General features: G+C 70.7%; 14 protein-coding genes and 1 pseudogene. 9 read left to right on the top strand and 6 right to left on the bottom strand.

All coding sequences use genetic code 11. The annotated features are described in order from the left end of the window. The 5 genes from ABZT04_RS18165 to ABZT04_RS18145 are packed head-to-tail and all read left to right on the top strand — an operon-like array spanning position 1 to position 6,711. Complete coding sequence (locus ABZT04_RS18165) at positions 1-2,877, top strand: glycoside hydrolase family 2 TIM barrel-domain containing protein (RefSeq protein WP_356057592.1); 2,877 nt, start codon at positions 1-3, stop codon at positions 2,875-2,877. Positions 2,878-2,888: 11 nt separating this feature from the next. Beyond that, on the top strand, positions 2,889-4,046 hold the full coding sequence (locus ABZT04_RS18160; RefSeq protein ID WP_356057620.1) for an MFS transporter: 1,158 nt from the start codon (positions 2,889-2,891) through the stop codon (positions 4,044-4,046). 43 nt (positions 4,047-4,089) lie between these two features. Further along, positions 4,090-5,100 carry an ATP-binding cassette domain-containing protein gene (locus ABZT04_RS18155; RefSeq protein WP_356057591.1) on the top strand — a complete coding sequence of 337 codons (1,011 nt, stop codon included), beginning with the start codon at positions 4,090-4,092 and terminating at the stop codon, positions 5,098-5,100. A 1-nt stretch (position 5,101) separates the two neighbouring features. After that, positions 5,102-5,905, top strand: a complete 804-nt coding sequence (locus ABZT04_RS18150) for an ABC-2 family transporter protein (protein WP_356057590.1) — start codon at positions 5,102-5,104, stop codon at positions 5,903-5,905. Between the two features lie 5 nt (positions 5,906-5,910). After that, the gene (locus ABZT04_RS18145) at positions 5,911-6,711 is read left to right on the top strand and encodes an ABC-2 family transporter protein (protein WP_356057589.1); all 801 of its coding nucleotides are present in this window, start codon (positions 5,911-5,913) and stop codon (positions 6,709-6,711) included. 37 nt (positions 6,712-6,748) lie between these two features. On the opposite strand, the pseudogene ABZT04_RS18140 reads toward ABZT04_RS18145, so the two are convergent. The 3 genes and pseudogenes from ABZT04_RS18140 to ABZT04_RS18130 form a co-directional block, all read right to left on the bottom strand. Next, positions 6,749-7,984 (bottom strand): annotated as a pseudogene (locus ABZT04_RS18140) (MFS transporter); the annotation flags it as partial. Continuing rightward, entirely contained in the window at positions 7,981-8,550 is a 570-nt protein-coding gene (locus ABZT04_RS18135) for a helix-turn-helix domain-containing protein (protein ID WP_356057588.1), read from the bottom strand. The gene ABZT04_RS18135 and the pseudogene ABZT04_RS18140, both read right to left, overlap by 4 nt. A 65-nt stretch (positions 8,551-8,615) precedes the next feature. Further along, positions 8,616-9,884 (bottom strand): DUF3533 domain-containing protein, encoded by a 1,269-nt coding sequence (locus tag ABZT04_RS18130; RefSeq protein ID WP_356057586.1) that lies wholly within the window; start codon positions 9,882-9,884, stop codon positions 8,616-8,618. Positions 9,885-10,008: 124 nt separating this feature from the next. On the opposite strand from ABZT04_RS18130, the gene ABZT04_RS18125 reads away from it, so the two are divergent. The 3 genes from ABZT04_RS18125 to ABZT04_RS18115 all read left to right on the top strand — a co-directional run bounded on the left by ABZT04_RS18125 (position 10,009) and on the right by ABZT04_RS18115 (position 12,867). Beyond that, the gene (locus ABZT04_RS18125) at positions 10,009-10,590 is read left to right on the top strand and encodes a TetR-like C-terminal domain-containing protein (protein WP_356057585.1); all 582 of its coding nucleotides are present in this window, start codon (positions 10,009-10,011) and stop codon (positions 10,588-10,590) included. A gap of 131 nt (positions 10,591-10,721) precedes the next feature. Continuing rightward, entirely contained in the window at positions 10,722-12,119 is a 1,398-nt protein-coding gene (locus ABZT04_RS18120) for a hypothetical protein (protein ID WP_356057583.1), read from the top strand. Between the two features lie 22 nt (positions 12,120-12,141). Further along, positions 12,142-12,867, top strand: a complete 726-nt coding sequence (locus ABZT04_RS18115) for a hypothetical protein (protein ID WP_356057581.1) — start codon at positions 12,142-12,144, stop codon at positions 12,865-12,867. Here ABZT04_RS18115 and ABZT04_RS18110 read toward each other — a convergent pair. Next, complete coding sequence (locus ABZT04_RS18110) at positions 12,854-13,276, bottom strand: NUDIX hydrolase (protein WP_356057618.1); 423 nt, start codon at positions 13,274-13,276, stop codon at positions 12,854-12,856. The two genes, ABZT04_RS18115 and ABZT04_RS18110, sit on opposite strands and share 14 nt — an antisense overlap. A gap of 211 nt (positions 13,277-13,487) precedes the next feature. Here ABZT04_RS18110 and ABZT04_RS18105 point away from each other — a divergent pair, with 211 nt between their 5' ends. Continuing rightward, complete coding sequence (locus ABZT04_RS18105; protein ID WP_356057580.1) at positions 13,488-15,056, top strand: hypothetical protein; 1,569 nt, start codon at positions 13,488-13,490, stop codon at positions 15,054-15,056. Here ABZT04_RS18105 and ABZT04_RS18100 read toward each other — a convergent pair. Beyond that, on the bottom strand, positions 15,022-16,707 hold the full coding sequence (locus ABZT04_RS18100; protein WP_356057579.1) for a DUF2264 domain-containing protein: 1,686 nt from the start codon (positions 16,705-16,707) through the stop codon (positions 15,022-15,024). The two genes, ABZT04_RS18105 and ABZT04_RS18100, sit on opposite strands and share 35 nt — an antisense overlap. Positions 16,708-16,785: 78 nt before the next feature. After that, positions 16,786-17,829 carry a rhamnogalacturonan acetylesterase gene (locus tag ABZT04_RS18095; protein ID WP_356057578.1) on the bottom strand — a complete coding sequence of 348 codons (1,044 nt, stop codon included), beginning with the start codon at positions 17,827-17,829 and terminating at the stop codon, positions 16,786-16,788. Between the last annotated feature and the right edge of the window lie 96 nt (positions 17,830-17,925).

The raw sequence follows: 17,925 nt of genomic DNA, 5'->3' as shown, positions 1-17,925 counted from the left end.
ATGTCTTTCCCTACGACCACGGCCACCGACTACGTCGAGGATGTCTCGCCGGGCAGCGGGGCTCTCCCGCCCCGCGCCCGGCACGCGTCCTCGGACGCGAAGTCACTGTCACTGAACGGCAGTTGGCGCCTGCGTGTGTCGGCGACCGCCGACGCCGAGGACGACTCGTTCGCCGCGGAGGGCTACGACGCCGGGGACTGGGCCGAGGTCACGGTCCCCGGCCACTGGGTCCTGCAAGGCCACGGCTCCCCCATCTACACCAACCACCTCTACCCCTTCCCGGTCGACCCGCCGCGCGTCCCGACCGAGAACCCGACCGGCGACCACCTCCGCACCTTCGACCTGCCGTCCGAGTGGCCCTCGGACGGCGGGGCGGTGCTGCGCTTCGACGGGGTGGAGTCCTGCGCCCGCGTCTGGCTGAACGGCACGGACATCGGCGAGTTCAAGGGCTCCCGGCTGCCGCACGAGTTCGCGGTCGGTCACCTGCTGAAGCCGAGCGGCAACGTCCTGGCCGTCCGCGTCCACCAGTGGTCGGCGGGCTCCTACCTCGAGGACCAGGACCAGTGGTGGCTGCCGGGCATCTTCCGTGACGTCACCCTGCTGCACCGCCCGGCGGGCAGCGTCCTCGACTTGTTCGTGCACGCCTCCTACGACCACGTCGGCGGCGCGGGCACCCTGCGCGTCGACTCCGACGTCGACGGCCGGGTCACCGTGCCCGCCCTGGACATCGATGTCGCGACCGGCGAGTCCGTCACCGTGCCGGTGGAGCCGTGGACGGCCGAACACCCTTACCTGTACGAGGGGTTGCTGACGACGGAGGGCGAACGCGTCCCACTGCGCGTCGGCTTCCGGACCGTCGAGCTCTCCGACGGCCTGATCAAGGTCAACGGGAAGGCGATCCTCCTCAAAGGCGTCAACCGCCACGAGTGGCACCCGGAAATGGGCCGCGCCCTCGACCTGGAGACCATGCGCGAGGACGTGCTGCTGATGAAGCGGCACAACATCAACGCGGTCCGCACCTCGCACTATCCGCCGCACCCCGCCTTCCTGGACCTGTGCGACGAGTACGGCCTGTGGGTCATCGACGAGTGCGACCTGGAGACCCACGGTTTCACCGAACAGGCCTGGCGGGACAACCCCGTTGACGACGACCGCTGGACCCCGGCCCTGCTGGACCGCGCCGCCCGCATGGTCGAACGGGACAAGAACCACCCGTCGATCGTCATCTGGTCCCTCGGCAACGAGGCCGGCACCGGCCGCGGCCTCACCGCCATGGCCGAGTGGATCCATGGCCGTGACCGCTCACGGCTCGTGCACTACGAGGGCGACATCAACTGCCGTGACACGGACGTCTATTCACGCATGTACGCCGACCACGCCGAGGTCGAGCGCATAGGCCGGTGCGAGGACGGCGGCACTCACCGACGCCGCGGGCTCCCCTTCATCCTCTGCGAGTACGGCCACGCCATGGGCAACGGCCCCGGCGGCCTCGCCGACTACCAGCGCCTCTTCGAGTCGTACGACCGGCTCCAGGGCGGTTTCATCTGGGAGTGGATCGACCACGGCATCAGGGACGAGCGGTTCGGCTTCGCTTACGGCGGCGACTTCGGCGAGGAGCTGCACGACGGGAACTTCGTCTGCGACGGCCTGCTCTTCCCGGACCGTGCTCCCTCCCCCGGGCTGATCGAGTACAAGAAGGTCATCGAGCCGATCTCGATGGTCGATCCCGACGGATCCGTCGGCTCCGTGCGCGTGACCAACAAGCACGACTTCGCCGACCTGTCCGCGTTCGTCTTCCAGTGGTCCTACCAAGTGGACGGCGAGACGGTCGAGTCGGGCACCCTGACGGTGCCGCCGCTCGCCCCCGGCGCATCGGCCGACGTGAAGCTGCCGGCTCCGCCCGTGGAGTCCGACGGCGCGGAATCCCAGTGGACGGTAAGGGCGTTGCTCGCGGCCGACACGGCCTGGGCTCCCGCAGGCCATGTGATCGCCTGGTCCCAATTCCAGGTCGCGGCCCGCCCGTTGCCGTCCGTGTCCCCCGTCGCCGGGCCCGTCCTCGGCGAGCGGCGGATCACCCTCGGCCCGGCCTCCTTCGACGCCCGTACGGGTGAGCTGAAGTCGATCGGCGCGGTGGACGTCACGGGTCTCCGCCTCGACGTATGGCGGGCGACCACCGACAACGACGACGGCGCGTCCTGGCAGACGGCCGTCCGATTCGGCCTGCTGTGGCGCAAGTTGGGTCTGCACCGGATGCGGCACCGCCTGGACGGCGTGGAGTTGAGCGAGGACGCGCTGACCGTGCGCACCCGGGTGGCTCCCGCCGCCTGGGAGATCGGGCTCGCCACGGTCTACCGCTGGACCTCGGACGGCGAGCGGCTGCGGCTCACGGTGTCCGTGAAACCCGAGGGCGACTGGACCGTACCGCTCCCGAGGTTGGGCGTCCGCTTCGGGCTCGACGCGAGCGCCGACCGGGTGAAGTGGTTCGGCGGCGGTCCGGGCGAGGCGTACCCCGACACCAAGTCGGCCTCGCTGCTGGGCCGTTGGGAGTCCACGATTGACGCTCTCCAGACCCCCTACGTCCGTCCGCAGGAGAACGGCGCCCGCACGGACGTCCGTTGGGCGGAGCTGGGCGGCCTGCGGATCGACGGCGACCCGGAGTTCTGGTTCACGGCCCGCCGCTGGACGACGGAACAACTGGACGCGGCCACCCACCGCACCGACCTCACACCGGGCGACACAGTGTGGGTGAACCTCGACCACGGCCAGCACGGCATCGGCTCGCAGTCCTGCGGCCCGGGCCCGCTGCCGCAGTACTTCCTCGACGCCGAACCCACCGAGTTCTCCTTCGTCTTCTCGGAAACCCCGGAGCCCAATTGACCAGCACCGCCATGAAACCGTCCGCGGCCGACCGGCTCTTCAGCCGACCGGCCGCGGTCGCGTCCTGCGTCGGCTTCGTCCTCATCGGCATGCTCCAGGCCCTCTACGGCCCCGCGATCCCGGGCCTGCGCCACGAGTTCGGGCTCTCCCCGTCCGGCGCCGGCCTCGGCCTGAGCCTGCACTTCACGGGCGGGGTCGCGGGTGTCCTGGTCTTCAACGCGATCCACTCCCGGATCAGCAACAGGGCGCTGCTGGCGTGGAGTTACGGCCTGATGGCGGCGGGCGGCGCGGGTTTCGCACTCGCGCCGGGCTGGCCCCTCGCGCTGGCCGCCGCGTTCCTGGGCGGGCTCGGCTTCGGCGGAATCGACTACGGCCTGAACCAGCTCTTCGCCGCCGGTTTCGGCGACCGTTCCACCGCGATGCTGAACGTGCTCAACGCGCACTTCGGCATCGGTGCGGTGCTGGGCCCGGCGGTCGTGGCCTGGCTCGGTCCGGACGATTACCCGTACGCGTTCGGGGCGTGCGCGGTGCTGGCGGCGGCGCTCGTGTTCGCGGGCTCAAGTGGCGTACGTACACGTGTATCTGACGCTCCACCAGTAAAGACGGGTGGCGAAGGCCTGGGCCTGTCCCGCGTCCTCGTCGGCTTCCTCGTCCTCTACATCCTGAACGTGGCGGTCGAGGCGGGTGTCGGCGGCTGGGAGCCCACGCATCTGGAGACGATCGGCTACACCGCGACCGTGGCCGCGTCGGCGACCTCCGTCTACTGGCTGATGATGACGGCGGGCCGCTTCCTGGTCGTGCCGATCACCCTGCGCTACTCCCCCGAGCGCATTCTCGCGGTGTGCGCGGCCGGGATGACGGTGTGTCTGCTGTTGACGCTGGTCAAAGGAGTGGCACCGGTGGCGTACGCCGGTGTCGGCTTGTTCATCGCTCCGGTCTTCCCGACGGGCCTGCCCTGGCTCAACAAGGCGCTCCCCCAGGCCGGGCGCGCCGGTGCGTGGGTGATCGCGGCCTCGATGATCGGCGGGGTGGCGGCTCCGCCGCTGCTCGGGGTCGGGATCGAGGCGTCCGGGATCCACGCGGTGCCCTGGCTGTTGACCGTGTTGTCGGGCGCGTCGCTGCTGGCGACGGCCTGGCTGATCCGACTGACGAGGAGGTCCGCGTCATGAACGTGAGGAACGCCCTGTACCGGCTCACCCGAAGGTGGATCGAGTGAGCGCGAACAGCATCGAGGTGCGCGGGTTGTCCCGCACCTTCCACACGACGGTCCGCCGCCCGGGTTTCGTCGGCGGCCTCCGCTCCCTCGTCAACCCGGAGCGCGTGCCCAAGTACGCCGTATCCGACGTCACGTTCGAGGTCGCGCCGGGCGAACTCCTCGCGCTGCTCGGCCCGAACGGCGCCGGCAAGTCCACCACCATCAAGATCCTCACCGGCATCCTGACGCCCACCTCCGGCGAGGCCCGGGTCGCGGGCGTGGTGCCGTACCGGGAGCGCGAGCGCAACGCCCGTAACATCGGGGCGGTGTTCGGGCAGCGCACCCAATTGTGGTGGGACCTGCCGGTACGCGAGTCGTTCTCGATCCTCCGGGACATCTATGAGGTGCCGAAGGCCCAACACGCGGCCCGACTGCGGGAGTTCGATGCCATCCTCGAGCTTTCCGCCTTCTGGGACACCCGCGTCCGCCATCTCTCCCTCGGCCAGCGGGTGCGCTGCGATCTGGCCGCCGCCCTGCTGCACGATCCGCCGGTCGTCTTCCTCGACGAGCCGACCATCGGCATGGACGTGGTGGTGAAGGAGCAGGTGCGCGAGTTCCTGCGGCATCAGGTGGAGGAGCGCGGCCGTACGGTCCTGCTGACCACGCATGACATGACCGAGGTCGCCCGGCTCGCCGAGCGGGTCGTCCTCATCAACCACGGCCGGCTGGTCCTGGACGGCACCCTCGACGAGATCCGCCGCAGGTTCGGCTCGACCTGGCAGATCCGCGCGACGCTCGCCGACGCGCACGCGGCGGCCGTAGCCCTGCCGGGCATCGCTCTGGTGCGACGGGACGGACCGCAGGTGGTCTTCGGCCCGGACGGCTCCGACGCACCGACCGTCCATCAGGCGCTGAAGCAGGTCATCGAGCGGTACGAGGTGACCGAGATCGCCATGGACGAGGCCGAGTTGGAGGATGTGATGCGCGCCGCGTACGTCCAGGCCGGCCCGCGGGCCGAGGAGACCTGAGATGGCCACCCTGCACGCCTGGCGCGCCGCCCGCGTCACCCCGCTCGGCGAACTGCTCGCCCCGCCCCGCATCACCGCCGCCCTGCTCCGCCTGACCGTGCAGGTCGTGCTGGTGGCGTCCCTGTGGCGCGGCCTGTACTCCCAGACCGGCCCCACCGCCGGCCTCACCCGCGACCAGGCGGTGACGTACGCCGTACTGGCCGTACTCGCGTCCCGGCTACGGGAGTTGGACCAGCAGGCGGGCCGGGACACGGTCCTCCAGCACATGCACTTCGGCACGATCATCTACTGGTATCTGCGCCCGTTGCCGCCCCAGCGCTACTACGCGCTGCGGGCGTTCGGCGAGCAACTGTACGGCCTGGCGTGGGCGTTGACGGGATACGCCGCCTGCCTGGCGGCCGGGGTAGTGGAACCACCCACGTCACCAGCGGTAGCGGGGGTGTTCACCCTCAGCATGCTGCTGGGCCAGCTCGTCCTCTACTACGTCATGCTCCTCATCGACCAACTCTGCTTCTGGACGCTCCGCAACGGGGCCGCGATGCTCATCCTGATCTTCGCGCAGAACCTGCTGTCCGGGGTGTACGCGCCGCTGTGGTTCTTCCCGGACTGGTTCATCACGATGAGCCGCTTCCTGCCGTTCCAGGCGACGCTCAGCGTGCCGCTCTCGATCTACGTGGGCCGCATCCCGCTGTCCGACGCGGGCACACAACTCGCCCTACAGGCAGCCTGGGTGATGTCCCTTTCTCTCCTCACCCGGTTCCTGTGGCGACGCGCCGCACGCCGGGTCGTGGCCCAAGGAGGGTGACGCGAGTGAAAGCAGTCCGGATCGTGTGGCGCATCACGCGCCTCAACTTCCGTGCCCAGCTCGAATACCGCACCGAGTTCCTGCTGATGATCGCGATCGGCGCGATCTGGCAGGTGTCGGTGATCGTGTTCGCGACCGTGCTGCTCACCCGGTTCTCCGGAATGGGCGGCTGGGACAGCTCCGACGTGCTGCTGATCCCGGCGACCCGGATGCTGGCGCACGGCCTGATGGTCCTGTTCCTGGGCCGTATGCACGGCATCGGCAGATACATCCAGGAGGGCCGTATCGACATCTACCTGGTACGCCCGATGCCGGTCCACCGCCAGGTCCAGTTGGAGTACTTCCCCACCAACGCGATCGGCGACCTGACCGTGGCCGCCGGCCTCATGATCGGCGCCCTCGGCCGCAGCCACCTCGACTGGACGGCGGGCCGCATCGCGTACCTGATCGCCGCGCTCCTCGGCGGCATGCTCCTGGAGGCGGCCCTCTTCACAGCCGTGGCGAGCGCCTCCCTCCGCTACCCGTCCGCGGGCTACTGGAGCCGCTGGCTGGAGGACCTCCTCGGCACCTTCGGCAACTACCCCCTCAACGTCCTCCCCCGCGCGGTCGGCGGCTTCCTCACCTACGCCCTCCCCCTCGCCTTCGTAGCCTTCCTCCCAGCGGCCGTCCTGACCGGGCACGGCCACGACATCGGGGTCCCGTACTGGCTGGCGGCGGGGTCGCCGGTGGTGGGGGTGCTGGCGTATGTGGGGGCGCGGGGGCTGTGGGGGTGGAGTCTGGGGCGGTACACGGGGGTGAACGGGTAACCGCCGGGGCCGACGTCTGCCCCAACCTCCGCACCCCCGGTATAGGCGAACCCACCACCCACAACACCGACATCGCTCCCCCAACAGCAGCCACCGTCAACGTCACCCTCAGCCCCGCCAGCGTGGCGAGTTCGCCGCCGATCAACGCGCCCAGTGGACGCACCCCGTAGTTGACCGTGCTGTACGCGCCCGCGACCCGGCTGCGCAGCCCGTCCGGTACGACCGATGCCTGGAGGGAGTTGAGATTGACGTCGAAGAGCATGACGCCGAAGGCGGAGAGGAACTCGGCCGCGCCGAGGAAACCGAGGCGGGTCCAGGTCGGGCCGGTCGCCGTCGCGACGAGGGCGAGCGGGGCCGGAAACAGGACCGCGCCGACGGCGATGCTGTGGCCCACGCCGATCCTGCGGGCGATCGCCGGAGCCGCGACCGCGCCGAGGAGGCCGCCCGTCGCGCCCACGCCGAAGGCCAACCCGATGGCGCCGGGCGAGAGTTGGAGGACGCGGTCGGCGAACAGGACGAGCAGACCGGTGCCCGAGAGGAAGGTGCAGAAGTTGACGGTGGTGGCGCAGAGGAGGCCCGCCCGCATGATGGGGTCGTGGATCACGAAGGCCAGGCCTTCGCGCGCCCGCCGTAGCAACGAGGGTCCGCTCGCCTCGGAGTTCGCCGGTTCCTCGACCCTCGTGCCGCCGACCAGGATCGCCGACGCCACGAACGACAGCGCGTCGGCGATCACCGCGACCGGTGCAGTCAGTGCCTGGACCAGAACGCCGCCGATCGCGGGACCGGCGATGAAGGAGGCCGAACGGCTCGCGCTGAGCTTGCTGTTCGCGTCGACGTACGACGTCGGCGGCACGAGGTGGGCGAAGAACGACGAGTAGGCGGTGTTGAAGACGACCGCCGCCGTGCCGGTCAGCAGGGCCACCGTGTAGAGCTGGCCGAGGGTCACCGTGTCGAGGGCGTAGGCGATCGGCAGGGTGAGCAGGACAGCGGCTCGGAACAGGTCGGCGAGCAGCATGAGTTGGCGCTTGCCGGGGCGGTGGTCGACCCAGGCGCCCAGGAACAGGCCGAGGAGGTTCGGGGTCCAGACGAGGGCGGTCAGCAGGGCGACCTCGTTCGCGGAGGCGTGCAGTGCGCCAACCGCTATGAGGGGTAAGGCCAGTTCGGAGACGCGGTCACCGAACTGGGAGACGGACTGGCCGCACCAGAACCGTACGAAGCGGCGGTCCCGCCACAACGAGCCCTGCGCCGGCCGGGTCGTCCAGCGGCCCTTCACTCCGGCAGGACGTACATCAGCAGGCGGACGTCTCTGCCGTCCTGCGGTCGTGGGTCCTGTTTGCGGAGGACGTACGGTGCGATCAGTTCCTCCAACGCGTCTTTCAGAGCCGCCAGTTCGTCCGCCGTCACCACGATCCGCGTGTTGCCCGCCCCGGCGAGCGCGGCCCACTCCGGTTCCAGTGCGGGCGCGGTTTCGGTCAGCCAGCGCAGGGGCAGTTCGGCGTTGCGCGCGAACATCTCGCCGGCCAGCACCAGCGCGGCCGAGCGGCCCTCCTCGTCCTGCGGTATCCCGACGCGGAAGCCCCGCGCCACCGCCTCCCAGCGCCGCTCCCGCCGGTCCGTCCCGCCCTCGGCGTCGCGGACCAGGCCGTAGCCCGCGAGATGGCGCAGATGCCAGCTCGTGACGGACGGGGTGGCGCCGACGTGCGGGGAGAGCCTGGAGGCAGTGGCGGGGCCGTGGCGCTGGAGGCGTTCGAGGATCGCGAGCCTTACGGGGTGCGCCAGCGCGCGCATGGCCTTCGGGTCGGAGATCTCCATGTCGCCGAAACGGTTGCCGGAATCCATGGTCCGAGAGTGTTCTCTCAGAAAGCCTGAGAGTCAACTCTCAGGTCTCATGCGGCAGTTGTCGCTCAGTTCGGTTGAGGCGTCAGGCGCTTGTGGCCCTTCCTGTCGTAGTACCGGACCATCGCGAACCCGAAGAGCAGCCCGATCGCCGCGCCGATCGCGATCATCGTCCACGCGCGGGTCAGGCCCGCGTCGCCCCGTGCGTCGAAGTAGAGGATCGCCCGTACGCCGTCGCTGAGTTGGCGCATGGGCTCGAAGTGGGAGAGGAAGCGGTAGAAGCCGGGGACCGCCTGGAGGGGGACGGTGGCGCCGGAGGACGGGAGGCCCAGGACGATGAAGACGAACATGGAGACGAGTTGGCCGATGCCTCCGAAGGCGGCGTTGATGGCCTGGACGCCGAGGCCTACGGCGAGGGCCGCGCAGTAGGAGTAGATCCACAGGAGGGGGATGTGGGTCGCGTCCATGCCGAGGATGCTGACGGTGGCGAGCATGATCAGGGAGACGCTGAGGAGGGTGATCCCCGCCGTCATCGCCATTTTCAGGAGCAGGGTCTGGGTGCGGTTGATGGGGACGGTGGGGCGGCGGGTGTGCCAGGGGCCGATCTCGTTGTCGGCGTAGCCGAGGGCGGTGTCGACGCCGTTGCTGATGACGTTGCCGCCCATGAAGCCGGCCAGGACCAGCAGCAGGGTGTAGTAGAACGCGGTCAGGCCGATGCCGCTGTTGGCGCCGATGGGGTGGCCGACCTGGGTGACGATCAGCACCGGGTCGGCGAGGAACAGCTTCTGCGTGGAGTCGGCCTTCGTGGCGGCCGCCGTGAGCTGTTTGCCGATGGTGAGCGAGGCCTGCTGGGCCGCGGTCGTGGAGATCCGGCTCGCGAGGGAGGAGCCGAGGCTGCCCTTGCCGGGGTTGGTCAGCACGGTGATCTTCGGGCGGGCGGTGGCGTTCGTGGTGGTGAGTGCGGCGACCGAGTCCGTGAAGTCGGCGGGGATGACGAGGGCGCCGTAGACCTTGCCCGCGTCCAGTTCGTCCTGGGCCTGGGCGCGGGTGAGTTGGCGCCAGCCGGGTGCGCGGCTGCGGGTGTCGGTGACGATGGAGTGGGCGATCTGGGTGCCCAGGTTCTGTTGCTGGCCGGACAGCGGTCTGCCCGTGTCGGCGTTGACCAGGGCGATGGGCAGGTCGCGCAGTTCGCGGTTGGGGTTGACGATGCCGCCCATGTACAGGAGGGACAGCAGCAGGGCGAGCAGACCGGTGAGGACGGTGGGGATGAGCCACAGTCTGGGGCGGCCGAGGAGTGCGGTGGCGCGGAGGGCGGAGAGGGCCGAGTCGTCGTCCATGGTGGGCAAGTCTGGTACCGGGATCGGGTGGTGGCGGTGGGGAAACGCGCCGGACTCCCCTCTTGTTATTAGCTATTGTCCTAGGGGCTCTAGTTACTGCAGGTCAGGAGGGAGGTGGTCGGCTGTGGCTCGTGCCGGGCTCACCGCGGACCGTGTCGTGGCGGCCGCCGCCGACCTCGCCGACGAGGTCGGCTTCGAGCATGTCACCCTGTCCGCCCTGGCCCGCCGGTTCGGTGTGAAGGACGCGAGCCTGTACTCGCATGTCAGGAACCTCCAGGACCTGCGCACCCGGGTCGCCCTCCTCGCCGGCGGCGAGCTGATCGACCGGATCGCGGTCGCGGTCGTCGGCCACGCCGGCCGAGACGCGCTGACCGCCTTCGCCGACGCCTACCGGGCCTACGCCCTGGAGCACCCGGGGCGTTACGCGGCCACCCAGATCCGCGTCGACCAAGCCCTGATCGCGGACTCCCCCGCGCTGCGCCGCACGGCCGAGATCACCTGCGGCATGCTGCGCGCCTACGGCCTGGAGGAACCCGATCTCACCGACGCCGTACGCCTGTTGCGCAGTACCTTCCACGGCTACTGCGCCCTGGAGTCCACCGGCGGCTTCGGCGCGCCGCGTGACGTACAAAAGTCCTGGGAGCAGGTCGTCGACGCCCTGCACACGGCGCTGACGCACTGGCCCCGGGCGGCCGCGGCGGGCTGACGGAGACGCCGGTTCCGGTCCACGTCCCAGGGGCATCGCTGACCACTTAGACTGGAAGCTTCGCGAACGTTACGTGCCACCCCGGGGGGAGGGAGCGCGAGTTGTCCCAACAGCAGCTTGGACGTGGTCCCTTGAGAACGCCGGGATCGCCCGGTCCGGTGCCGCCGGGCGGGGGTCCGCCGGCCCGGTTCGTGGGCTGGTTGGGCCGGTTCGGGTGTGTGGCCGCCGGATACGCGGTGTTCCAGTTCCTCTTCGAAGTGCTGCCCGACTCTATCGACGGGGCGCCGGCCAAGTATCTGATCGCCGGGCTGAGCGGACTCGCCACGGCCGGGATGACCTGGCTGGCGGCGGCCCTGCTCCGCGCCCGCACCTCCGGACCCGCGCCGCTCACCGTGCCCGCGCCCCTGGCGTCGAACGCCCCCGGCCCGCTGCCACATGTGTTCACTTCGGCCTACGACACTCTTGCGGCGCAGGTCGCCGTGGTGGACGACCCGGTGCGCGGCCGGCTCGTCGGCTGGCCGCACTCCCTCCAGGAGCTGGACGGCCCGGCCCGGCCGACCTCGCTGGCCACGGCGTACGGGCTGCACATCGTGCTGGACCTCGGCGTGCCGGACGGACGGCTGCACACCGGCGACCTCATCGACACCCTGTGGCGGCTGCGGTTGCAGGGCGGCGGCTGGTCGGCGCGTTCGCAGGGGTCCGTGGCCCGCCCGGAGGTCACCGCGATGGTGCTGGGCGCACTGGCCAGGGCCGGGGCGTCGCGGGAGCGGCTGGCCGACGAGGTGGCGCGCTGCGAGGCCGGTTTCACCCCCGAACTCGACGGTACGGGACGGGCGTTGACCCATGTCGTCACCACCGTGCTGCGCGGACTGCTGCGCGCGGCACCGGACGCGCCGACGCTGCCCGTGCTGCGGGACGCCCTGGTCGACGGCGCGTTCCCCGACCCGCAGCGCCAGCACCGCCGCTGCTGGAGCCACCGCCTCTCCCCGCTGCCCTGGGCCGCGCACCCCGCCCAGCCCTCGGCTCTGCACACCGCGCAGGCCGTGGTCGCCCTGGACCGGGCGGCCCGGGTCCTGGGCGAGGGGCCCGTGGAGAGTTCGGTGCGCGAGGACGGAGTGCGCTGGCTGCTGTCCTGCCCGGCGACCGCGCACGACACCTGCGGCGATCTGGCGAACCTGCGCGAGGAGGTGCGCCGGCGCCACCCGGACGACTCCTCGCACCACGAGGTGCTGAACGTACGGCACTTCACCGCGTCCTGGATCGTGCGTGCCCTGCTCACCCCGGGCGCGCAGGAGATCGCCCGGCAGGACGGCCTGGAGGATGCCTGGCGGGAGCGGTTGAACGGCGCGGCTGCCGCGGTGTGGGCGGCGCAGACCGACGGGATCTGGTCGTGGAGCCGGGACGGGTCCGCGTTCACGACGACCGAGGAACTGCGCCAGCCCATCTGGATGACCTATCAAGGCCTTTCGGCGCTGCGCGCCCATGCCGTATGGATGTATCAGCCCGATACGCGAACGAGGCTGGTGTGAACCGGAGTTGGGGAGTGAGTGCATGGGTGGTCGGCAGATCCTGGCGGCGCGGCGGCTGCTGACCGAGGCGCTGGACGGCGAACTGTCCGACCATGGGACGGTGACCGCGGCCCGTGCCGTCGTCGCCGAACTGGGCTCCCCCGAGCGCCTGTTGGAGCTGGTGGCCGAACTCGCCTCCGGCGAGGGCGATCCGGAGGGCTGCGCGCACCTGTCGTACCGTCATGTTCTGGGTTTCGACAAGCTGTTGCTGATCGACGCCGGTCCGCGGCACATGCTGCGCGCCCATCTGTGGCATCCGGACAGGGCGGCGATCGGCACGGAGGACATCCACAACCACCGTTCCCCGCTGGCCTCTTACGTGGTCCGGGGGCGGCTGGCGATGGAGCTGTACGAGGCGCGGGGTGATGGCGGGATCACCGCGGACCGGTACGAGGAGTCCCTCTCCGACCACGGCGCCGACTGGCGGTTGCGGCCGACGGGTCCCGCGCGGCTCCGGCTGACGCATGTGGGGCAGTACGCGGCGGGCAGCTCCTACGCCCTGCCCGCGAACATCCTGCACCGGGCCTGGTGCGACACGGACGTACCGACCGTGACGCTGTTCCTGGAGACGGGTGCCGACCGGCGGCGCCACACCGATGTGTTCACGGCGGCGGGCCCGCATCCGGGCGCGGTGGCGAAGGTGCCGCTCGATGTGAAGGACTATCTGGGCGCGTTGGACGCTCTGGCGGAGTCGCTCAGAAGTTCGTGAGGGCCTGTCGTACGACGTCCAGGTTGTACGCGTCGATGTCGATGCCGGCGCCGGCCAGCTCGGAGGGCGGCAGCCACAGGTACGCCTGGTCGGGCTCGGGGAGGGTGATCTCCCGGGTCAGCGGCCTGACCAGGTAGTTGTCCTGCCAGTTCTTGGTCTCGCGGCCCCGGTACTCGCTGACGAAGGACGATTCGCCGATCTTGCGGACGATCTCGCCGAGGAGCCCGGTCTCCTCCTTCAGCTCGCGCAGCGCGCCGTCCTCGGACCGCTCGTCCGGCTCCAGCTTCCCGCACGGAACGCCCCACACACGCGGCAGGAACCGCTCGGTCGCACTGCGGCGCACCAGCAGGACGCGCCCCTCGTCGTCCATCACGACGGCGGCCGCCAGTCGCTTCTCGCCGGGGTCCATGGCCATGGTTCCTCGGTCCCTCGCCGGTGGTGAGTCCAAAAGGGTCTGATACCTGAGTACCGAGGCCCAAAGAGTTTGGTACCCAGGAAAGCTTCCAACGTACCAGGATCGGCCCGTCTCGGCTGTGGAGCCGGTCTCACCCCCGAACGTCCCCGAAATTCTGCGCCCCGCACCACGGCAACCTCCCCCGCCCGAGCGGCGACTTGGGGGCATGACCAACGCAAGACGCACGACCACGCACCGTCGCCGCGCCCGCAGCCGCATCGCCCGAAAGCCGCTCGCGGGCTCGCTCGCCGTCGCGGCCCTGCTGGGCGGTGCGTGGTACGCGACCGCGGCGTCGAACAGCGGCGACGGCGGCGAGACAGGCGGCTCGGCCGCCGCCGGTAAGACCACGACCACGTCCGCACCCGCATCCGCGTCCACGAGCGCCGAGGCCGCCACCCGCAGTTCTACGGCCCCCTCTGCGACGGCGAACACCGCCGCCGCCCCGAAGACCACCCCGAAGGCCGCCACCAAGGCCACGACCGGCACGCTCACCCCGATCAGCACCACGATCGCGCTCACCGCCAAGTTCCCCTACCTGACGGCCGGTTACAACAACGCCCGCCAGTGGACCCGTACAACCACGGCCGTGGCGCCTGACGGCACCGTGCGCGTCGCCTGGCCCGCCGCCGACGGCGTCCATGTCACCCCGCTCAGCGCCGCCGGCACCCGCTCGGGCCCCGACACGATCGTCAAGGGTGCCAAGGAGGTCGGCGGTCTGGTCGCACACGACGACGGTTTCGCGCTGCTCACCCGGGTGGCCGACACCAACAAGTGGAAGGAGACGGCCGCCGCGATCATCCGCTACACGAACGGCAGGCAGACCTTCCGCACCAAGCTCACCGGCACCGCCTCGAACGACACCTCCCCCGGTCTCGACGGCCAGCTCACCTGGAACGGCACCAAGTACGGCGCGTACTTCGTCGTGCACGGCGCGGGCGGTTTCGCGGACGGCCACTTCGGCGACAAGCTGGCCTACGTCAGCGCCAAGGGCGCCAAGCTGAGCGGTGGTTGGAGCTGGGGCTGCAGCCACAACGAGGGCATCGCGCTGCACGCGGAGACCTCCGGCGCCTTCACCTCGCTCTGCTTCGACGACTGGCGCTCGGGACTGTTCGTCTCCACCGGGATCGGCGCCCCGGACGTCGCGCCGGTGGTGCAGCGCGAGCAGTGCTGGGCGGGGTACTGCGGTGGTACCTTCCCCGGCCGCACCGGTGACCTGGTGAAGTCGGCGAGTGGCCGCTACGCCACCGCCTTCGCCTCGCGCGGCGCCGCCTCGGCCAAGAAGAACACCGCCGACTCCAGCGGACGCGGCTGGACGGTGACCCCGAAAACGAGCACCCACCAGGTCGCCGTCGCCTTCATGGCGAACCGCGACTCCGCCCCGGGCAAGGCCATCTACCTCACCAGCGCCGCGGGCACCGAGAACGTCAACGTGCACGTGGCGCCGTACGGCAAGGACCGGCTGCTGCTCTCCTGGGAGTCCCTGAAGAACGCCAAGTGCGCCGCCGGAACCTGCACCGGCACTTTCACGGGGACGCATCTGCGGCTCATCGACTGGAACGGCAAGTTCCAGAGTGCGGACAAGATCGTGAGCGCCCGGATCAGCGGGGACATGGCCGTCCTGAAGAACGGCACCCTGACCTGGGCATACGCGCCTGTCACCCCGACTTACGCGACCGCCCTTTCCGGGGCGTCGCCGACCGTCACGAGCCTCCGGATAGCCCGGCTGACTCCGTGAACCGGTAGGTCGTCCGCCCGCCGCCGGCCCACCGAACGGACACGCCGTGCTCCCCGTCGACCTCCACGGACACCAGCTCCACGAGGGGACGGGGGTCCGGCTCCGCGGTGAGCCGTACCACGGCGACGAACAGGGTGGGCCCGCCGCCGACGACACCCTTGCCGTGCAACAGGCCGTGCAGGGAAAGGAGTTCGGCGGTCTGCTCGCCCTCCGCAGGCCAGCCCGTGACCCGGACCGGCGTCCCGGCGGCGGCACCCACCACCAGATGGGCCCGCACCTCCACCGCGCCCTCGGCCATCACCACGCTGGTCACCCTGGCACCGGAGGCCGCCGTGTGCCGCGAGGCAGCCCACCCCTCCCCCACCCCCAACGGCACGATGTCCGTACGGCTCGCATCGCCCCCGACGATCACGCTGTTGTCGTACGACGGCGAGGGCGCCGTGGCCGTGGAGTAGGCGAGGCGGGTGTAGTACGGGTCGTAGCGGACGTCCTCGCTGCCGTGGTTGTGGAGACGGACCAGGCCGTCGGAACTGGTGGACTGGAGAAGCCAGTTGGCGGGCGTGATCGCGGTGACGGCGTCCGCGCGTTCCGCCGGACCCGGTTCCTCGACGGCCGTCCACACCTCGTGGTCCGGCGGGAGGAGCAGGCCCAGGAATCCCTTGCTGGCCCAGTACGGGGAGGCGGGGCCCGAATAGCTCTGCAGGAGGGTCTCGTCGGGGCCGTGCCAGCCCAGGCTCAGCAGGCCCCGGTCGTCCACCGCGCCCCGGTCCAGGAAGTACCGGAGCGCGCCGGAGGCCAGCCTCCGTGTCTCCCCCGGCGGCAGCGGCGTACGTCCCGTCAGCGCGCCCAGCCACAGCGGGGCCGTCGTCGCGAAGCGGTAGGTGAGGGAGCGGCCCTGGAGCATCGGGGCGCCGTCGCCGCCGAACAGGCGGGCGTAGTCGGCGAGATGGCGTTCCAGGCGGCCGGCGTAGCGGTCGAGGAGGTGGGTGTCGTCGGCGAGCCAGGCGTGCAGGACCGGGTAGAGGTGCATCGCCCAGCCGTTGTAGTAGTCGAACTTGCGGCCGTCGCCGTCCGCGTACCAGCCGTCGCCGACGTACCACTGCTCGATGCGTTCCAGGCCGTGGTCGATCGCCTTGCGGGAGGCCTCGGGCTCGTGGCCGATCTCCTGGAGGAAGCCGCCCACGGTGACGGGGAACAACTCCCAGTTGCAGGGCCAGGGTTCGGCGGTGAGGGCGTCGGTGAGCCAGGCCGCCGCGCGCTGCCGTACGGGCTCGTCGAGGCGGTCCCAGAGGAGGGGGCGGGTCAGCCGCAGGGCGAGGGCGATCGATGCCGCCTCGACGAGAGGCTGGCTGCGGTCCTCGATGCGGGGCCAGGTGCCCGCGACGCCTGCGGCGAGTCCGTCGGCGTAGCGTTCCAGTGCCGTCTCGTCCTGGCGGAAGGCGGCCAGCAGCAGGGTGCGGGCGTAGCCCTCCAGGCCGTCGGAGAGCCTGCCGGACGAGCTCGTATGCGTGCCGGGGAGGTGGTAGAGCGCGCGGTCCTCGGTCGCGTACGGCTCTACGGCGGCGAGGAGGGCGTCGGCGGCCGTCTCCCAGTGGGCGCGGGTGTAGCCGGTGCGCGGGCTCAACAGGCGGTCGTCGGCGGGGAGTCGCATCGGCTCACTCTCACGGGCGGGGGGTGGAGCCTGGGGCGCTCCGGTTCCGGTCGGAACGCCCCAGGGGTCTTTCGGGTCTCATCCCACCCGTACCCGGTCCTCCGGCAGCAGATGCCGGGCGACGAGTGCGTCGCGGACCAGGCCCGCGTACACCGTGGCACCCTGCGCGGAGGTGTGCGTGTTGTCCTTCTTCTCGTTGTAGAGATAGATCGCCTTGGAGCCTTCCACTCCCAGCGATTCCACCAGCGCCTTGGTCTGCGCCGTGAGGTCGATCAGCGTTACCCCCTCGGCGGCGGCCACCGAGCGGATGACGCCCGGCAGGTCCACGCCGAGTCCGTTCACCAGCAGCGCGATGTCGTTGTTCAGTGTGCCGTCGGCATTGAACCAGCGTCGGACGATCGGTGTCACCAGAACCGGACGACCGCCCATCTCCCGGATACCCGCTATGAGGGTTTCCAAGTTCGCGCGATACGTGGCCTCGTCGGTCGTCTTGTCGTTGTGGGCGAGCTGGACGAGGACGAGATCGCCGGGGTGGATCAGCGGCTGAACCGTCCCCCACAGCAGAGGATTCTCCAGGTAGGTGACCGTACTCTCCCCGGAATCGGCGTAGTTGGCGACGGACACGCCCTTCCGCAGGAACTGCGGGAGCTGTTGGCCCCAGCCGGAGTACGGGTCGCCCGGCTGGTCGCAGACCGTGGAGTCGCCGATCAGGATGATCTGCCGGGCCCGGTGGGCGGGCGTGACGCTGATGTCGGCGAGCGCGGGCGCGCTGCCGCCGAGGGTGAGGTCGAGGCCGGGGGTGCCGTCGGGGCCGGTGGGTTCGCCCTCGGGGGTGCGGACGTCGACCGTGAAGCTGCGGGTGACGGTGCGTCCGGCGGCGGTGGCCGTCTCGGGGAGCAGGGAGCGCCGGGTCTCGCCGGTGACGGACGTACTCGCGGCCGCCTCGCCGCCGAGGCGGACCTTCACGTCGTAGGTGCCGGGCGGGACGTCGAAATGGCAGGCGGTGGCGGTGCAGTCGGCGATGCCGAGCGGGGGTGTGCGGTCGTGGGCCTGCGCGGGTGCCGCCGACAGTGCGGTACTCAGTGTCACCGCGGCCAGCAGGGCGATGTTGAAACGTCTCATTCGCGACTCCTCCGTCCGACGACAAGGCCTGGCGGTGGACCGTACCGCTATGGACAAGCGCTTTCTAGACCTCGGCGCGTTTTTCCATCGTCGCCA

The sequence above is a fragment of the Streptomyces sp. NPDC005492 genome, from assembly GCF_040605995.1.
Taxonomy (GTDB): Bacteria; Actinomycetota; Actinomycetes; order Streptomycetales; family Streptomycetaceae; genus Streptomyces.
This window is presented reverse-complemented; position numbering and strand designations above follow the sequence as displayed.